Origin of the sequence: Pseudomonas sp. YuFO20, assembly GCF_035064975.1 — a bacterium.
In the GTDB taxonomy this organism is placed as follows: domain Bacteria; phylum Pseudomonadota; class Gammaproteobacteria; order Pseudomonadales; family Pseudomonadaceae; genus Aquipseudomonas; species Aquipseudomonas putida_AE.
In genome coordinates this window covers 73,763-92,568 of record NZ_JAXDEO010000026.1, presented here as the reverse complement: position 1 = coordinate 92,568, position 18,806 = coordinate 73,763, and the positions used below count along the sequence as shown (strand labels likewise).

Genomic DNA, 18,806 nt, shown 5'->3' with positions numbered 1-18,806 from the left:
GGCAGCTCCTACATGGAACTGCGTTCCCCCTGTAGGAGCTGCCGCAGGCTGCGATCTTTTGATCTTCGTTCAGGCTCAGGCCGTTTGAACATTGACCACGGGCTCAACCCTCGAAGCAGGCTTATACAGAATCCAGTAATAAGACCCCAGGCAAATCAGCCAGCAAAACACCGCCGTCCACACGTTGTGCGAGAAAAAGTGTGCCCCCTGCAGCATCCGGCCGATGGAAAACACCGAACCCAGGGCAAAGGCGAAAACCAGTGCCGCACGTGCCATGCGTGGACGGCGATCACGCAACACGAAAAACAGCGCAAACAGGGTGAAACCGGTCGCGGCGTGACCGCCAGGCCAGCAACGACCCGGTTTCTCCGTGGCCGGACGCGGGCTCAACAATTCGCTGTAGGTCTCGTGGCCGCCGAATTGCTCGAGGCTCCACGGGCATTGCACCGCCGTTACCGCTTTCATCGGGGTGACGAAGGACGTCGCCAGCCCCAGGGACAGCACCAGGCAGCCCAATTCCCGCTTGAACGGTTTGAGCCGGGTCATGAAGAATGAACCGGCAAAGCCGAAGATTGCCAGCACCGAAAAGGCGATGACCAGTTGCTTGGCCCGGTCGTGCAGGACGGTTTCCAGGAAATAACTGTGCCGCCCGATGAAATCCCCGGCGACCGGGTCGTAGAACAGCCTGGCCAGGTCCATGTCCAGGGTCGTCAGTTCGAGTAATACCAGAATGATGGCTGCAATGGCGGGAACACCCAGGCACACCCAGAAGTTGAGCGGTCGGGAAGCGGGGCGTGCAGAGATCGAAACCATGGCAAATCCTTGGTCAGTGGAATGTTCTTGAGTACGCAGCCGCGCGGAGTCTGCGCTCTATCCTGTCGTCAACCTGTGAACCGATAGTGAAAAAAACGTTGAGGCTCGAGCCGGTCATTTCGCCAGGCAAACGCCTGCACACAACCCTGGCCCTGAGGCTTACTTGGCCTTAAGCTGCGCGGGCCAAGACGGCCGTCACTGTGTATGGAGAAGATGCCCATGCGAATTTTATTGGTTGAAGACAACCGCGATATCCTGGCTAATCTGGCCGACTACCTGGGACTCAAGGGCTATACCGTGGATTGCGCACAGGACGGCTTGTCGGGCCTGCATCTGGCAGCCACCGAGCATTACGACTTGATCGTGCTCGACATCATGTTGCCCGGCATCGACGGTTACACGCTGTGCAAACGCCTGCGCGAAGATGCCCGCCGCGACACTCCAGTGATCATGCTCACCGCTCGCGATCAACTGGACGACCGGCTACAAGGCTTCAAGTCCGGTGCCGACGATTACCTGATCAAACCTTTCGCCTTGTCCGAACTGGCGGCGCGGGTCGAAGCGGTCATGCGTCGCACCCAGGGGGGCGGTCGCCGGACCTTGCAGGTCGGCGACCTGAGTTATGACCTCGACACCCTGGAGGTCACCCGTGAAGGCCGCTTGCTCAAGCTCAATCCGGTGGGCCTGAAGTTGCTGGCGGTACTGATGCAGAAAAGCCCGCATGTACTGCGCCGGGAAATTCTCGAAGAGGCCCTGTGGGGCGATGACTGCCCGGACAGCGACAGCCTGCGCAGCCACGTCCATCAATTGCGCCAGGTGATCGACAAGCCGTTCGCCAAACCGCTGCTGCAAACCGTGCACGGTGTGGGTTACCGCCTGGCCGAGGGGCGTGATGGAGTTTAAACAGAGCCTTTCGCAACGGATCATCATTGCCTTTGCGCTCATGAGCGCACTGGTGGCGGGCGCCTTTGCCATGGGTATCGTCTTCACCGTGCACCTGGTGGAAGAAAAACTGATCTCGGCGGGCCTGGGCGGCGATTTGCAGCGCCTGTTGCTGATGGACAACGTCTCGGACTGGAGCCACCGCCCGGAACCGGACCAACTGTTCTATTTCAGCGGCGGGCCGGGCGATTTCGAGTTGCCCAAGGATTTGCGCCACCTGGACTCGGGTTTTCACGAAGTCTTCCGCGAGCAGCTGTCGTACCACGCGATGGTCGAGATCGTCGATGGCCGGCGCTATGTCCTGTTGCAAGACCAGAGTGACTTCGAAGAACGCGAGCGGGTGCTGTTTGCCGTGGTATTGGTGGGGTTCGTGCTGAGTCTGGCGCTGGCGGTGTTCCTCGGCTGGGTACTGGCACGCAAGGTGATGGCGCCGGTGGTCAGGCTGGCGCGCCAGGTACGTCATCGCGATCAGTTGCTGGGCCTGGCGCCGCCGCTGGCGCCTGATTATGCGGCCGATGAAGTGGGTGAACTGGCCGTGGCCTTCGACGCGACCCTCGGCCGTTTGCGCCAGGCGCTGACCCGCGAGCGCATGTTCACCAGCGACGTCAGCCATGAACTGCGCACACCCTTGATGGTGCTGGCCAGTTCCTGCGAGTTGCTGTTGGAAAACCCCGGCATCGATCAGCGCGGCCGTGCCCAGGTCGAGCGAATTGCCCGCGCCAGTGAAGAAATGCGCGAGCTGGTACAAACCTTCCTGATGCTGGCTCGCACTCAGCGCGAAGATGCCGGCATGTCTGCGCAGCAGACGTTGGGCGAAGTGGCCGACGGGTTGATCAGCCTGTGGCGCGAGCCGATCGAGACCAAAGGTCTCAAGCTGATCGTCGACTGGGGAAGCCCACACACGACGCGTTACAACGCGACGCTCCTGCAGGCGGTGATGGGCAACCTGTTGCGTAACGCGCTGCATTACACCGACCGTGGGTTTATCCGCCTGAGCCTGATGCCCACGGGGTTCATGGTCGAGGACAGTGGCGTGGGCATTCCCGAGGAAAAACGCGAAGCGATGTTCGAACCTTTCGTGCGGGGTAACGAGAAACGCGGAGAGGGCTTGGGTCTTGGGCTATCGTTAGTACAAAGGATCTGTGAAAACCAGGGCTGGAGCGTCAGCCTCACGACCATGGAACCCAATGGCTGTCGTTTTCAGGTCCAGTTCAATACATCGAATGTGAATTGATCGGTATCGCTGAATTGTAAAACCTTGAAATGATTCTGGGTTGTACATGACAAATTTTTCACAATTGCATGACCTGAAACTGACACATCGCTACCTAAGGTGGTCGGTATCAGAAGCTCAGGAGAGATTGAAGATGGTGGATGGCCCGATCAAACTGGATTTTTCCAACAAGTACGACGATCAACACGCTCAACGTTACCTGCAAAAGCATAAGGATGGCGTGGGTCGCCGCTTGTCCCACTGGCGCGACGTGCAAATGGCGCGCAAGGCGCTGGCGTTGGTTGGCGAGCCGGGCCTGGTCCTCGATCTGCCCTGCGGTGCCGGGCGTTTCTGGCCGATGCTGGCGGAAAAACCCAACCGCGTGATCATCGGTGCCGACAACTCCGATTCCATGATCAAGATCGCTACACAGTCGCAGCCGGCTGAAGTGGTGAAACGGGTACAACCCTTGCAGACGTCTGCATTCGACATCGCCTTGCCGGATAACGCCGTCGACAGTATTTTCTGCATGCGTTTGCTCCACCACATCGGTGAAGCCGAGCATCGACTGGCGATCTTGCGCGAGTTCGAGCGCGTCAGCCGTGACAGCGTCATCCTCTCGCTGTGGGTCGACGGCAATTTCAAAGCCTGGAAACGCAAGCGTGCGGAGAGAACCCGTGGGCAGGAAGGTTACCAAAATCGATTTGTGTTACCGGCAGCTGTCGTAGAAAAAGAATTTGAGCAGGCAGGTTTCCGTATTCAGGAACGTATCGACTTTTTGCCGCTCTATGCCATGTGGCGAGTTTACGTATTGCGCAAGAGGTAACAGATGGCAGAGCAGTGTGCAGCAGGATCGGGCCTGGCCTCCCAGGACCGATTCGATTTCTTCTGGAATCAGCGCGGAGAATGGGTGGAAGAGCCCAACGTCCGGCGCGGAGGTGAGAGTGGCGTGCAGCGCCTGATGGGCAGTGATGGGCAGTTGCTCTACGTAAAACGCCAGACCGGCCATATCCATCGGGGGCTCTTGCACCCTTTCGGACGGCCGACGGTGTTGCGTGAGCGTGATGCACTCACCGGCCTTCGCCTACTCAATGTTCGAGTTCCGGAAATCGTTTTCTGTGAAGCACAACGCGATCCCGTGCACAAATGGCGCGCATTGCTGGTGACCAAGTCCCTGGACGGCTTCGAGGAAATCGAGAAGTGGTACGAAGGTGGTGGACGCGAGCGCCATGGCGAGGCTGTGCACGATCGCGTGCTCAAGGACCTGGCCGATAATCTGGCGCGCATGCACAAGGGGCGTTGGCAACACAGCTGCATCTATATCAAGCACGTATTTGTTCGCGTCACCGGTGAGGGCGAGGCGGCCAAAGTCGAGGTTGCCTTGATCGATCTGGAGAAGTGCCGGCAGCGCTTGAGCGCCCGCCAGGCGGCTGCCCATGACATGAAGCAGCTGCGCCGCCACTCGTCATTCAGCACGACGGACTGGAAGAAACTCGTCTATTTTTATGAGACGGCGTTTGGCAGCGCTATCAAAGGTTTATAGAAATGAAACTTGAAGTTGCGCGAGGTTTGTTTCTGGTAGGAGCCTTGGCAGTTGCTTCACTCGCGGTGGCGGCATGGGAGCAGCCCCGCACGCAAGTCCTCAGTTCAGTACACAGTGATGCGCACTGTCCGTTGCCACGAGTTGCCAAGGCATCCGTGGCCACTCAACCCGATCATGATCTGTTGCTGTTCATGTTCGGACTTTCTCAAGGACTGAGGCCGCAAAGTTGAACAGATTGAAGCCCAAATAAAAGGCCTCGCTAAATGCGAGGCCTTTTGTTTAACGGCAACATCAAAAGATCGCAGCCTGCGGCAGCTCCTACAGGGTGAACGCTATCCCTTGTAGGAGCTGCCGCAGGCTGCGATCTTTCAAGGTTTTTCGGGTCTGGCCAGCAGGGTATACACGCACGGCAACACAAACAGGGTAAACAACGTACCGATCGACATCCCCGTGGCGATGACCGTACCGATGTCGAACCGGCTCACCGCGCCCGCCCCCGTGGCGATGATCAAGGGCACCATGCCAAACACCATCGCCGCCGTGGTCATCAATACCGGACGCAGACGAATGGACGCGGCTTCCTCCACCGCTTCGCGGGGCGTCAGGCCCTTGTCCTTGCGCAACTGGTTGGCGAACTCGACGATCAGGATCCCGTGCTTGCTGATCAGGCCGATCAACGTCACCAACCCGACCTGGGTATAGATGTTCATGCTCGACCAGCCGAGGAACAGCGGCAGCAATGCGCCGCAGATCGACAGCGGTACGGTCACCAGGATCACCAGCGGGTCGCGGAAGCTTTCGAACTGAGCTGCGAGCACCAGGAAAATGATCGCCAATGCGAGAGCGAAGGTGACCCATAGCGCACTGCCTTCCTGGACGTATTGCCGCGATGCGCCGGCATAGTCGAAGGCAAAGCCTGCCGGCGCTTCTTCCCGGGCGATCTGGCGCACGGCGTCGATGGCTTCACCCATGCTCACCAGCGGTACCCCGGACAGGATCGCCGAGTTGAGTTGCTGGAACTGGTTCAGTTGCCGCGGCCGCGCCCGGTCGGTCACGCTGATCAGGGTCGAGAGGGCGAGCAGTTCGCCCTGGGTGTTCTTCACGTAGTAATTGTTCAGCCAGTCAGGGTTATCGCGGAAGGGCCGTTCGACCTGGGCAATGACTTTGTAGCTGCGCCCATCAACGGTGAATCGGTTGATTTCCGCCTCACCCAGCAAGGTCGCGAGTGTCCCGCCCAGGTCCTGCATCGACACACCCATCTGGGCCGCTTTGGCACGATCGATGTCCACCACCACTTCCGGCTTGTCGAAGGCCAGGTCGACGTCGACGAAAGCGAATTTGCCGGACTCCATCGCGCGTTTTTTCACTCGGTCGACCACTTGCAGCAGCAACTCGTAATCGTTGGCGGTGTTGATGACGAACTGGAACGGCAGACCCTCGCCGGTGCCCGGCAGGGAGGGCAGGTTGAAGCCGAAAACCTGCAACCCGGAAATGCTTTCCAGCTTGGCCTGGACCTCGGGCAGGATCTCCATCTGCGTGCGGCTGCGGTCGTTCCAGGGCTTGAGCAGGAAACCGCCGATGCCCGATTGCACACCGTTGAAGCCGTTGATCTGGAACGATGAGTAATACTCGGGAAACGCCTTGAAGATCTCGATGAACTCGTCGGTGTAGGTGTTCAGGTAGTCGAGGTTGGTCGGTTGGGGAGCGTTGGCCAGCATGAAAATGATGCCCTGGTCCTCATCCGGTGCCAGTTCCGACTTGGTGAACTTGAGCAGCACCGGAATCAGGCACAGCACGATCACCGCGAACACCAGCACCACTGGCCGGGTGTTGAGGGTGCCGTGGAGCATTTTCTGGTAACGGCGCTTGAGGCGTTCGAAAATCATGTCCAGGCGGTGGGCCAGGCCCGTGGGGTTTTCATCGTGGCGCAGCAGCAGGGCGCACATCATCGGTGACAGGGTCAGGGCGACGATGCCGGAGATCACCACCGCACCGGCCAGGGTCAGGGCGAACTCCTTGAACAAGGCCCCCGTCAGGCCCGTGAGGAAGCCGATCGGCGCATACACCGCCGCCAGGGTGATGGTCATCGAGACTACCGGCATGGCGATCTCCCGGGCGCCCGCGATGGCGGCGTCCAGCGGTGTCTTGCCTTCCTCGATGTGACGGTGGATGTTTTCCACTACCACGATGGCGTCGTCCACCACCAGGCCGATGGCCAGCACCATCGCCAGCAGGGTCAGCAGGTTCAGGGAGTAACCCATCATCTGCATGAAGAACATCACGCCGATCATCGACAGCGGAATGGTGACCACCGGGATCACCACCGAGCGCAACGCACCGAGGAACAGGAACACCACCACGATCACGATCAGCACTGCTTCGAACAGGGTCTTCACCACCTCGTCGATCGACGCCTGGATGAACAGCGTGGCGTCGTAGGCAATTTCCCCCTTGAGGTTGGGTGGCAGCTGGGCCTCCAGTTCCGGCATCAGCTTGCGCACTTCCTTGATCACGTCCAGCGGGTTGGCCGCGGGCGTGGCCTTGATGCCGATGTACACCGAGGGCGTACCGCCGAAGGAGCTGATGGTGTCGTAGTTCTCCGCGCCCATCTCGACCCGCGCGACATCGCTTAGCAGCACACGACTGTCACCGTCGACCTTGAGCGGGATCGCGGCGAAGGCTTCGGCGGATTTGAGTTCGGTGTTGGCGTTGATGCTGGTGACCACGTACTCGCCTTTCACTTCGCCGGCGGCGGAAAGGAAGTTGTACTGGCGTACCGCGTTGGTCACGTCGCTGGCGCTCAGGCCAAAACCGGCCAGCTTCACCGGGTCCAGCCACAGGCGCATGGCGAATACCTGGTTGCCGAGGATCTCGGCTTCGGCCATGCCCGGCAGGGTCGCCAGTTTCGGCTGGATGACTCGCGACAGGTAGTCAGTAATCTGCGGGTTGCTCAGTTCCTTGCTGAAGAAACTGATGTACATCAGTGCCGAGGCATCGGCGGCTTCCTTGCTCAGCACCGGGTCTTCGGCATCCTGGGGCAGCTGGTTCTTGACCTCGTTGGCCTTGGCCAGCAGTTCGGTGAACAAGCGGTCGCTGTTGGCGCCGATGCGCGCATAAATCGAGATCACCGAGAAGTTCTGGCGACTGACCGAGGTCATGTAGTCGATACCCTCGGCGCTGGCCAGGCTCTGTTGCAGCGGTTGGGTGATATAGCCCTGGATGGTTTCGGCGTTGGCCCCGGGGTACGCGGTGGTGACCGTGATCAGGGCATTTTCCATTTGCGGGTATTGGCGCAGCGGCAACTTGCTCCAGGCCTGGAAGCCCAGCAGCACAATCAGCAGGCTGACCACGGTGGCGAGCACCGGGCGACGGATGAACGGGTCGGTAAAAGCCATTGGGGGTTCCTTGATCAGTCCGCGCGAGGCTGACTGTTCTTCTCGGCCAGGGTCTTGTCGTCGCTGATGGCGATGTGCGCACCGTTGTCCAGTTTGATCTGGCCGGCCGTGACCACTTTTTCGCCGTTCTTCACACCTTTGGTGATCACCACCTGGCCGTCGCGGCGTTCACCGGTTTCGATGAAGCGCCGTTCAGCGATCAGGACCGGCTGGCCCTTGTCGTCCTTTTCGAGGCTGCCGTCTTCGGCCTTTTTCTCTGCGACCACATAAAGGGAGTTGCCATAGAGCGTGTAGGTGATCGCGCTTTCCGGCACGACGATGCTCGGTTGCGGGTCGGGCAACATCACCTGCAGGCTGGCGAACATGCCGGGCAGCAGCTTGCCATCGGGGTTGGCCAGGGTCGCGCGGACCTGCATGTTGCGCGTGCTGTTTTCCAGTTTCGGGTTGATCGCACTGATGGTGCCGGGGAAGGTCAGGGAAGGGTAGGCCGCGACGATGATTTCCACCGGCTGGCCGATGGCGACCTTCGGCACCGACTGCTCGGGCACGAAAAAGTCGACGTAGAGACTGCTGAGGTCTTGCAGGGTGGCAATCATGGTGCCACTGGCCAGATAGTCGCCAACGTCCACCTGGCGAATGCCGATGGTCCCGCTGAAGGGGGCGACGATGCTTTTTTTGCCGAGCGCCGCCTTGAGTTGATTGACCGTGGCCTTGCTCTTTTTCTGTACCGCCGACAGGCGATCGAACTCGCCTTTGGAAATGGCCTGGCTGCCCACCAGCTGGCTGCCGCGACCGTAATCGAGTTGGGCCAACCCGAGGTCAGCCTGGGCGGTTTCGAGCAAGGCGCTTTCCACGGCGCTGTCCAGGCGCAGCAGCGGTTGACCGGCCTTGACCTTCTGCCCGGACTCGAACTGCAGATCGACGACCGTGCCGTCGGTCTCCAGGCTCAGGTCCACGCCTTGCAGCGCCTTGAGCGTGCCGACCGTGGGCAGGCGGGCCTGCCATGGCCGTTCGGTTGCCGTGGCCACGGCGACGCTGATCGGCGGTTTGGGCGCGGAGAAGCCTTGGATCATCGTGTAGATGGAGAAGGCTTTGTAACCGGCCAGGACCAGCACGACCAACAGAACAACACCCAACATGATCAGCATGCGGCGACGCAGCATATTTCCAGTTCCTTGGAGAAAATCAGGTGAGACAGTGGGGAACCTTACCCCGACTCCGCGGGTGATTCCAATGGATGTTTTTTGGGGCTTCCCCCCATCTGTAGGAGCCGGCTTGCCGGCGAAGGGGCCGTTGGATTTGCAGCGATCTTTGGGGCGCCTTCGCCGGCAAGCCGGCTCCTACAAGATCTCCATTAAGCCATCAAGTGAAGATGGTTGTCCCAGAGCCCCGCAGGTAGCTCCAGCGGTTTTGCCAGCAGGTTTTCCTGGCGGCAATCGTAGTAACGGCAACGGCCCTGGCCCGAGGTCACGACAAACCCGTCGGCCACCGCACCCACCCCGGCGCAATCAGGCAGTGGCGCGTCCAGGCGCACTTCGCCGCTGTCCAGGTCCCATATGAAAAAGCGATTGCCCCGGGGCGCGGTCAAGGCGACCAGGCGCAAGTCGCTGTGCACCGCGACGCTGGCGGTGTAGTGCCCCATGGCCTGCAATTGATGCTCGGGCACCGGGAACGCCAAGAACGGCTGGCCGGGACGCTTGATCGCCAGCAGCTCCGAGTGCTCGTGAGCCGCTCCCATGAATTGCTGGCCGGCAACGATGGTGCCGTCGCTGGCGATGCCCAGGTGACGCACGCTGTTCATCTGCTGGCCGAGGGTTTCCTTGCTCAGCAGGGTGCCGTCGCGCTGCATCAGCACCAGGCTGGGCTCCATGGCATTGAGGTTCATCTCGACCCGGCTTTCGGCTTCGGTGCGGATGCCGCCGTTGGCCACCACCAGGGTCTCGCCATCGGGCATCCACGACACTTGATGCGGGCCGATGCCGTGGGTGGGGATCTCGCCGCTGTGGACCAGGCGTTCGCCTTCGAACTTGTAGACACCAAGCAGGCCGCGACCCGGATCAGTGGTGTCGTTTTCTGTGGCGTACAGCCAGTCACCACTGTGGTGAATCACCGCATGTCCGTAGAAGTGCCGGTTCGGCTGCGACGTCACGGTTTGCAGCAGCGTGCCGTCTCGCAGGTCGATCAGGTAGCTCTCGGTGCCCGGACGCCGGGCAACGAACAGCGCGATCGGCAGCGCCGGGTGGTTGATGATGTCGTGGCAGCGCTGGCCGACCTGGGTGGCAAACACCCGGGTGCCGTCCAGGCGGTAACCGACGGCGTAGTGCTTGCCGTCGGTATCGTCCCGCGCCGAGAGCAACAGCGGGCTTTCATCCTTGTGCCTGGACAGCGTCCAGCCGCCCAGTGTCACCGCACCCAGCAGCAAACTCCCTAACTTCAGAGCCTGGCGTCGCAGCATGGAACTTGCCCTCATCAGTCACCGTCGTTGGCGTTGAAGCCCAGTTGGATGCCCAGCGCCTTGGCCAGCTCGCCTTCGTGCAGGCGGTGGACGACGTTCAGGCTGTCGTAGAGATCATTGAGTTGCTGGCGACCGGCGTCGTCGTCGAGCATTTCGGTCAGCGAGCGCTGGCTGCTGGCGAACAGTTTCAACGAGGCGGCGTAGGCCGCGTCGATCTTGTCGGCCAATGGCTTTTGATCGCTCGGCAACAGGCCGCGCAGGCCTTTGTTGTCGACACCTTCCCACACCGTTTTGGCGGCGGCGAGGCTGGCCTCCAGGGCGCTCAGGGACGACTGGCTACGCCACGCATCGGCCTGGAACGGCTGCGGCACGCCTTTGCTCTGGCGGCCCATCGGCGTGCCGAGCTTTTTCTTCAAGGTATCGAGGGCGGTCACCTGCACACGCAGCAGATCGGCGATCGCTTCGTGGGAGTCGGCATAACGCTGGTTCGGGAACTTGCTCATCTGCGCGAGCATGCCGTCGGTGTTGTTCCAGCTCTTGAGGATCTCTTCGGCCAGCTGTTTCTGGCGCTCGCCAATGGCGATCAGCAGCGGACAGTACTTGGCCTTCTGCTCGGCGTTGGCCACATCAGGCTTGCTGTCGAACAGGATGTATTCATAGGCCGACAGGCCTTGCACTACGACGCTGGACTTGGCCAGCGCCGCGGCATCGATCTGTGGTTGCGCGCTGACCAGTTGTTCGACCTGGCGGCCGACCAGGTTTTTCTTGTCCGGCCAGAACTGCACTTGCCAGGCACGGTTGCCTTCGGCCAGTGGACCAATCAGCAGCGGTTGCAGCTCGGCCCAGGCTTTTTGCGCGTGCAGGAAGTCGGCGCGGGCGGTTTCGAGGTTTTCCTTGCCTTCGCAGTAGGCGAGGGCGCTGACGGCCAACTGGCGGTCGGCTTCAACCCAGCGGGTGTAGGTCGGCAGGATCACCGACTTGGCGATCGCTGCCGAAGTAACGGCCTGCGGGTCCTGCGGCGAGCAGGCGCCCAGGGCGAGTGCGGCAAGGCTGGTGAACAACAATTTGGGACGGAACATGTCGGGCTCCCGCTGGAAGATGCGTATTAAAGGGAATTCAGGAACGCCAGCAACGCAGCGCGCTGCTCGGCATTGAAAGTCAAAACCTGTTGCTGCGCCGCTGTTGCCTCGCCGCCATGCCAGAGCACGGCTTCAAGCAGGTTGCGGGCGCGGCCGTCATGCAGGAACTGGGTATGGCCACTGACCGCCTGCGTCAGGCCAATGCCCCACAACGGCGGGGTGCGCCAATCGCGGCCACTGGCCTGGAACTCGGTGCGGTTGTCGGCAAGGCCGTCGCCCATGTCGTGCAGCAGCAGATCGCTGTAGGGGCGAATCACTTGATTGGCCAGTTCAGGTTCGGCGGCGTTGGCGGCGGTGGTGTACTTCGGGGTGTGACAGGACTGGCAGCCGGCCTGGTAGAACAGGCTCTTGCCGGCCAGCACCTGGGGCGTGCCGACATCGCGACGCGCCGGCACGGCGAGGTTGCGGGTATAGAACAGCACCAGGCGCAGGATGTTGTCGCTGACTTCAGGCTCGCCATCGGGGCCGTTGCCGCTTGGTGCCTGTTTGCAGGCGGTTTGCGCGTCGGTGCAGTCGTCAAAGGGGCGCAGGCTGGTCGTGAGGCCCATGTCACCGGAGAACGCGTGGACATTTTGTTGATTGAGGTTCGGTTGCCCGGCTTTCCAGCCAAATCGCCCAATCACGGTTTTTTGCTGCACGTCATCCCAGACCCGGTTCGGACGCCCGGCAATGCCGTTACTGGCCTTTGCCTGCGCTTGGGCATTGGCCAGGATCGCCTCTTCCGGGATGGCCTCCAGCAAGCCCAGGCCAATCATCGGCGGCGCCACCCGGGCCGAGAATCGCGTGTCGGGGTGCATCGGGCCGTAGTTCAGTTGGGTAATGTTCAGGCTCGGTTTGCGCAATTGGACTTCGGTGCCGTCCTTGAAGCGAATCGGCACCGGCGTGTACTCGACCCGCACCTTGCCTTCCGGGGTGACGCCAGGCACGGCCATGTCCTGGAACTGCCAGCCATAGACCGGCTCCGGTACGACGCCCTGCTGCTCGATGACCTTGGCGTAGGCCGGGGCGTCGGGAATCGACAGGCGTACCAGCATAGACACGGCATTCGACGCATCGGCGGGCGGCGGGTGACCGCGGCCGTCCTTGATATGGCAGCCCTGGCAGGCATTGGTATTGAACAGCGGGCCGAGGCCGTCGCGGGCGGTGGTGGTCGATGGCGCGATCACCCAGGGGCTGCGAAAGAAACTGTTGCCGACGCTGAAGTCCACGCGCCGTGACGGCGGCAGGTTGGCGGAGGGCAACGAAAAGGCGTTCTGGTCGGTCTTGCGCACGGTCGTTCTGCCGCCGGAGCGGGCTTCACCGGGTTCGGCCTGGGTGAACTTCGGGGCGTCATCGCAGGCACTCAGGCACAGGGCCAGCAACAGTGCGGACAAGCGAAGAGGCAGCGAGGGCATCAGACATCCTGCAAGACGAGCAAAACAAGGGCGCAAAGTCTAACAGGGCAGGGGGTTTTGAATAAGAGGAATTATCGTTTGCCTGATTTGGGACATAGACCCAGGCCTGACGCACCCAATACATATGTAACGCACCAGGGGGTTCTCCCAGGGGCACGATGGGGGCTGTTTACCCACAGAAGAGATTCGCCATGCTGCATGAACCTTCATCCCTGGCAGCGTTACCTGCCGTCCGGGACAATTCCTTGCAAATCACCCAGAGCAGGAAGTTGTCGGCACTGAGTATCCAGACCGCAGAGCTGTTCCAGGGCCAACCTGTCTTCCATGCTTTCGTGCAACAGCACTTCGACAAGGCGTTCCCTGATCTGACGCCGCCGCTGGATCTGCTGCGCAGCTTTATCGAGTGTCTCGAAACCGACGACGCGTCCACCGGGGAGGCGGACGACACGTTCGATATCCAGTCGATGTCGTCCAGCCTGATGGACGCGGTGGTGCAACGTATCGTCACCGGGCAAGCGGCGGACTTTACCAGTCGCAAGGCCCGCTTCTATCGAGTACCCGAAGCGGGCGGGGAAGCGACGCTCCTGACCGCGCTCACGCCCGGGGCGTTCGATACATTTCTCGATGACCTGGCCGGCGGGTTGCTGGCGAACTATGGACAGTACCTGGATGAATACTGGGCTGGCGCCGTGGGCCCGACCGATTCGCGAACCCGCAAGCAATGGTTGATCGAGACTCGAACCGAGGCGCTGAAAGCCGAAGTCGCCTTGCTCAAGGGTGATGGCCTGCTCGACGCCACCGATGAGGCGCTGTTCGGCAAAGTGTTGCGCTACCCGACCGCCCAGGCTCGGCAGATTTTAAAAAGTTATCGTCCTTGTGTGTATGGGCTGGGCCTCAAGGACGATGAGGCCGCCCATATCCCGCTGCATGGTGCGTTCATCCTGACCGCACGGGACCCGCAAGACTCGGAGGTGAAGTGGGATACCAAGGACGCTGCCCCGACGATTCGTCCCGTTGCGCCGACAGCCAATGTGGGCCAGGTGTTGTTGTTTGTCCCGGCCATGGGGCTTGAGGCGTTCGACTCGTTGGCCAGCCTTGACCGCGAACTGCATCGAAGATTGAGTCATGGCGCCGAGTTCACGACGTTGCTGGCCTTGGTGGCCGACAAGGACCAGGCCCGCGGCCTGGCCTTGCATCGTGCTGCCCCTGAACGCGATCGGGTGCACTATCTTGAGCGTCTGGACTCTCCCTTCAGCCATGGCATTGAATCGCAGTGCCTGCTGATTCGCGAAAACCTCGCCTCGACCGTTGACAGGTACCAGGATGCGGGGGCGCACATCGATAAGGCGGACCTGCCCTGCGGATTTGACCGGGTGACCGATTTGCGCGGGGCCTTTGATGTCGAGCAGGTCTTGTGGGCGCGGATCAAAAAGCGCTGCAGGGCCCGGTTGGCGGCCTTTCTGCAGGATGCCGACGAAACCGACAAAAATGCCTGGGCCACAGCAACGGCCAGTTATGGCGAGGAACTGGCCAACCTGTCCGAGCCCGAAGGGTTTCCGTCATTAACCCAGTTCAGCAACCGCCGTGACCTGTTGGCCTACAGCAATCGCCGACTTCGCGCGGCCCTCGAGGGCGAGTATGGCCTGACGGTCAATCCGGACGACATCATCGTCCACAGCAAGGAGCCATCAGTCCCTCCGATTGTCGTTCCCCCCGGCGCGCCCGGCTCCACCATCCGCGACCCCGGCGAGCCGCTGTACAAGCACCGCAAGCGGACGTTGACCGAGCTGGCCCTGGAAAATGTCGGTGGACTGGATTTCAACTTCACCCATTTCTCCAGGATGACCTTGAAGGTCGAGGGCAGCGACAAGCCCGATGAAGCCTTGCAGCCCGAGGATATGCAGGCAGCGAAATCGGCCGAGACGTTTGACGACTTGAGCCTTGAGCAGGTCAAGGACCTGGTCCGCAGGCTCAACGTCGGTAAAAATTACGACGCTTTTTTGAAGGACGCATTGATCACTTCCCCGCAGGCGGCGGTTCGCAAGCAAGCTTATGCCCGGGTCATGGAACGGCAGCTGCGCCTGGACGCCATTGAAGCCAAGATCAATGGCGATTTTTACCCGGACCGGCTGGCACGTGGTTTCAACTGGGTACAGGCGGTGCTGGATGCGCCGGTCGACGACGATAAGCGTCGCGAGGTCGAGGGGCATCGGGTGGTGGTAGAACATTTGAAGCTGCGCGGTCAGCGGGTACGCGGGGTGTTGTTGTTCCGTACGTCCGCGGCCGGCGGCTCGATTGTGGCGTATACGCCCCAGGCGCCTGGCGGACGGGTGTTCCATGAGTTTGTCGCTGAGCGCTTCACGCTTGATTTCACCCATGACAGTCAATGGCGCGAGTATCTGGTTGGGCGGGTAGAGCGGGCGTTCCAACCCCATGTCCGGTCCACGTTGAGAGGCCGGGGCGACCTTTCAATGGTTCACATGTCCAGGATTGCCAACAACGTCTTTGAGGACGCCTACGAAACCGAGGCCAATTTTGCGATCAACGATGCAGCGGCTCAAGTGACCACCACCGAGCAAACCAACGTCGAGACTGGAATCAGCGTTGCCACCACGGCGCTTGATGTCCTGATGATGGTATTGCCGGTGCGGGTGACCTTGCCGATCGGCCTGGCCAGGAGCCTGTATTCCGTCTTCAACGTGGTTGAAGCGGCGAGCCTGGGAGACCGAACCGCCGCGGCCCATCACGTCGTCCGGGCATTGGGCGAGTTTGTCGGTGCGTTGGCCGATGGGTTTGTCGGCTCGCGGCATGTCAGTGGTGGACTGAAGGTCGCTCCAGGCGCGCGATGGTTGAGCCCGGAAATGGCTCTGGGGAAAAAGCCCGAGGGGCTGTTGCCCTTGCCGGGGTGGGAGGGCAAGGGCATCCACTACAGAACATCGAAAGTCGATGGTTCAAAGCAGTATTTCCTCAATGACCGAAACCACTGGTACTCGATCATCGATGAAGGTTTCGAGGACGCCTGGCGAGTCAGGGACGCTCGCAAGCCGATCCAGGGGCATTACTCACCCATTCGCCAGGATTCGGCGGGGCACTGGGAAATCGGCACTCATCACGATGCGCCCGGGTTGGGCGGCGGAGTCACCGAGAGAGCACTCAGGGATGTTCGACCGTTTCTTGACGAAACACAGGCCAGGCGCGTGTTCGACTCGTTCCTTTTTCCGCGAGGACGTCAAAGCGAGTTCGAATTGAGTCTGGTTGATCACCTGCGCAGAGGGATGGACCTGAGTGTTTTCGACCCGTACCTGACGATCTCTCCCCATCGTTTGCAATTACGCCTCAGAGGCCTGGATTTCTCGCGCTCATGGAGCGGCGGCGAGGTTACCGACACCACTCGACCGGCACCCGTCGAGCCGACGCCGGGGCCGAGTCGACCGGCTCCCGCCCCGTCGCGCCCGGCCCGTCCAGCCAATGAAAAATTTGCCGACTGGGGGCAAGTCATTGATGCGACCCAGCTTCAGTTGCAAAACGCGCAAATGGGGATCTATCGACGAACGGCGGGCGACCTGGCGTTGGTGGGGCGCGACTACGTCAAGATCGACGAGCGCTATTATCCGATCCTGCCTGCCGGGACAACCGTGAGGGGGGGGCTCGTTCTCATGTACGACCCGGCCATTGAGATCAATACCTTTGTGCAATTCGAGCAGATGCTTCGAACTGATCCGTTCAGCCAGCCAAGGGTGGCCACGTTCAATACGACACTGTCCCGGTGGATGCATCTGATTGAGTTGCCTTTCGAGAAAAGTATCGCTGCGTACGTGGAGGATGGGTTTGCGACGTTGACCGTGGATTCGCGGTTGCAGGTGGCCAACAGAGTGTTCAATCAGGCCAATCCAATGGGGCTGACCGGCTGGGGCATCACTTCCCTGCGGCGCACCCTGCAGAACTGGCGTTTCGGGCCCTCGCCAAACCGAGCTTCACTGGGTGATCCGTTGTCAATGCTACCGAGAACGCCGAGGGCACTGGATGGGTCCTGGACGCTGAACAGCCCTCCAGGTTATTACAGTCGGCTGCATTTCAGCACTGACGGGGTTGATGTGCTGTTGCATGACGCGCTCAGTAGCGGATCTGGAAGTACGCTACGGGCATTGATGACCGAGCGATTGACCGGCAGTCGCTACCAGATGGTCCCAGGCGGTACCGGGTCCGAGCTGATTTTCCAACGTCCGGGGCGTCAGACGCTGTATTGGTTGACGTTACGAAGCGTTGTGGGGGACGTGGTCGAGGGCGGCAACTATGTCGGTCCAAGGACTGACCTGCTGGACCCTGCAACCCGTGCGTTGTTCGTTCAAGCTCAAGCTGACAACAACCTGGTGACATTGATCGGCGGTATCCAGCGGCCGGTGGAGGGTGGGGCGGTGAATATTTTCGTTTTCCGCATCTGAGGCAAACGAAGCGACAAAAAAATGCCCCGAACGTGTCGGGGCATTTTTATGCACAGGCTGGCCTGCGTTGATCAGAACTCGTGATCAGCGTTGTCCGGGTTCAGGTCGCTGATCCCCAGTTTGCCGGCGGCGGCTTCGATCGAACCGGTCTGCTTGACCAGGGAGGCGATGGCGTCACGGACGATCTGGTTGCCGGCGGTGTTACCGGCAGCGATCAGCTGGTCGTAGTGCTCACCCTTGTTGGCGTGATCGACGATGACCTGCATCTTGGCTTCGGTGGCGGCCAGGTCGGCCTTGAGCGCGGTGTCGGCAGCCGGGTCGGCCTTGGCCACCAGGGACGACAGGCTGGCGCCGGTCATTTTGGTGCCATCGACGCGGGTGTATTCGCCCAGGTACACGTTACGGATGCCTTTGGCATCGTAGAACTGCGAGTTGTGGGTGTTGTCGCTGAAGCAGTCGTGTTCGTCTTCCGGGGAATTGGCTTCCAGGGAAACCTTCATGCGCTCGCCCGCCAGTTCGCCCAAGGACAGGCTACCCATGCCGAACAGCATTTTGCGCAGGCCGCTTTCAGCCGGTTCCGCTTCCAGGGTGGCACGGTAGTTGTCGGCCACGTTCGGCTTCCAGTTACCGACCATTTCTTCCAGGTCGCTGACCAGCAATTGCGTCACGGACTTCAGGTAAGCGCGGCGACGATCGTTGTGACCGCCGGTGGCGCCTTTGCCTTCCAGGTAGTCCGAAGCTGGACGGTTGCCGGCGCCAGGGCCGGTGCCGTTCAGGTCCTGGCCCCAGAGCAGGAATTCGATGGCGTGGTAGCCAGTGGCGACGTTGGCCTCGGAACCGCCCAGCTCGTTCAGGCTGGCGAGTTTTTCCGGGGTGATGTCTTTCACGTCGACCTTGTCTTCGCCGACCTGGATTTCAGTATTGGCGATGATGTTGGCCGTGGCACCAGGGTTACCCAGTGCGTGCTCGTAGGATTTGTCGACGTAGTCGATCAGGCCTTCGTCCAGTGGCCAGGCGTTCACCTGACCTTCCCAGTCGTCGATGATGGTGTTGCCGAAGCGGAACACTTCGCTCTGCAGGTAAGGAACGCGGGCGGCGATCCAGGCAGCCTTGGCGGCTTTCAGGGTGTCGGCGTTCGGCTTGGCCAGGAAAGCGTCAACGGCGGTTTGCAGGGTTTTCGCAGTGGATTCGGCATCGCTGTAAACGGCGAACACGATGTCGGCGTAATGTGCGACAACGGCCTTGGCAGCGGCTTCGTCGACCTTGCTGGCAGCGGCAGGTGCAGCGGCTGGAGCGGCCGGGGCAGCAGCGGTGCTGGCCGCTGGCGCAGGAGCGGCCGCTTTTTCTTTGTCTTTACCTTCACCGCAACCGGCGAGGGAAATTGCGATGGCCAACAGACTGGCGGTAGCCAGAGGCATACGAATCATGGCGAACATCCTGCTTCGAGAGGGGGTGGTATAACGCGTCCAG

General features: G+C 61.0%; 13 protein-coding genes. 6 read left to right on the top strand and 7 right to left on the bottom strand.

The window, feature by feature from the left end:
- Positions 1-75 precede the first annotated feature (75 nt).
- Positions 76-813, bottom strand: a complete 738-nt coding sequence (locus SOP85_RS16460; protein ID WP_323606932.1) for a phosphatase PAP2 family protein — start codon at positions 811-813, stop codon at positions 76-78.
- A gap of 219 nt (positions 814-1,032) precedes the next feature.
- Here SOP85_RS16460 and colR point away from each other — a divergent pair, with 219 nt between their 5' ends.
- The 5 genes from colR to SOP85_RS16435 all read left to right on the top strand — a co-directional run bounded on the left by colR (position 1,033) and on the right by SOP85_RS16435 (position 4,741).
- Positions 1,033-1,716, top strand: a complete 684-nt coding sequence (colR, locus tag SOP85_RS16455) for a two-component system response regulator ColR (protein ID WP_053155177.1) — start codon at positions 1,033-1,035, stop codon at positions 1,714-1,716.
- Positions 1,706-2,989 carry a sensor histidine kinase gene (locus tag SOP85_RS16450; RefSeq protein WP_274074238.1) on the top strand — a complete coding sequence of 428 codons (1,284 nt, stop codon included), beginning with the start codon at positions 1,706-1,708 and terminating at the stop codon, positions 2,987-2,989. The genes colR and SOP85_RS16450 overlap by 11 nt, the downstream gene beginning before the upstream one ends.
- Positions 2,990-3,125: 136 nt before the next feature.
- Positions 3,126-3,794: a class I SAM-dependent methyltransferase gene (locus SOP85_RS16445; protein WP_274074379.1), complete on the top strand. Its 669-nt coding sequence runs from the start codon at positions 3,126-3,128 to the stop codon at positions 3,792-3,794.
- Positions 3,795-3,797: 3 nt separating this feature from the next.
- Positions 3,798-4,511, top strand: coding sequence for a lipopolysaccharide kinase InaA family protein (locus SOP85_RS16440; RefSeq protein WP_274074239.1), 714 nt, complete (start codon positions 3,798-3,800; stop codon positions 4,509-4,511).
- 2 nt (positions 4,512-4,513) lie between these two features.
- Positions 4,514-4,741: a hypothetical protein gene (locus SOP85_RS16435; RefSeq protein WP_081504798.1), complete on the top strand. Its 228-nt coding sequence runs from the start codon at positions 4,514-4,516 to the stop codon at positions 4,739-4,741.
- Positions 4,742-4,879: 138 nt separating this feature from the next.
- On the opposite strand, the gene SOP85_RS16430 is transcribed toward SOP85_RS16435, so the two are convergent.
- The 5 genes from SOP85_RS16430 to SOP85_RS16410 all read right to left on the bottom strand — a co-directional run bounded on the left by SOP85_RS16430 (position 4,880) and on the right by SOP85_RS16410 (position 12,894).
- Positions 4,880-7,906: a multidrug efflux RND transporter permease subunit gene (locus SOP85_RS16430; RefSeq protein ID WP_323627514.1), complete on the bottom strand. Its 3,027-nt coding sequence runs from the start codon at positions 7,904-7,906 to the stop codon at positions 4,880-4,882.
- Positions 7,907-7,920: 14 nt separating this feature from the next.
- Positions 7,921-9,069: an efflux RND transporter periplasmic adaptor subunit gene (locus tag SOP85_RS16425; protein WP_323627513.1), complete on the bottom strand. Its 1,149-nt coding sequence runs from the start codon at positions 9,067-9,069 to the stop codon at positions 7,921-7,923.
- Between the two features lie 191 nt (positions 9,070-9,260).
- Positions 9,261-10,361, bottom strand: coding sequence for a DUF1513 domain-containing protein (locus SOP85_RS16420; RefSeq protein WP_323627512.1), 1,101 nt, complete (start codon positions 10,359-10,361; stop codon positions 9,261-9,263).
- Between the two features lie 14 nt (positions 10,362-10,375).
- Positions 10,376-11,440 (bottom strand): imelysin family protein, encoded by a 1,065-nt coding sequence (locus tag SOP85_RS16415; protein WP_323627511.1) that lies wholly within the window; start codon positions 11,438-11,440, stop codon positions 10,376-10,378.
- Between the two features lie 26 nt (positions 11,441-11,466).
- Positions 11,467-12,894, bottom strand: a complete 1,428-nt coding sequence (locus SOP85_RS16410) for a di-heme oxidoreductase family protein (RefSeq protein WP_323627510.1) — start codon at positions 12,892-12,894, stop codon at positions 11,467-11,469.
- 191 nt (positions 12,895-13,085) lie between these two features.
- Here SOP85_RS16410 and SOP85_RS16405 point away from each other — a divergent pair, with 191 nt between their 5' ends.
- Positions 13,086-17,336: a dermonecrotic toxin domain-containing protein gene (locus tag SOP85_RS16405; protein WP_323627509.1), complete on the top strand. Its 4,251-nt coding sequence runs from the start codon at positions 13,086-13,088 to the stop codon at positions 17,334-17,336.
- Between the two features lie 71 nt (positions 17,337-17,407).
- Here SOP85_RS16405 and SOP85_RS16400 read toward each other — a convergent pair whose 3' ends face one another.
- Positions 17,408-18,763, bottom strand: a complete 1,356-nt coding sequence (locus SOP85_RS16400) for an imelysin family protein (RefSeq protein WP_274074246.1) — start codon at positions 18,761-18,763, stop codon at positions 17,408-17,410.
- Positions 18,764-18,806: the final 43 nt, after the last annotated feature.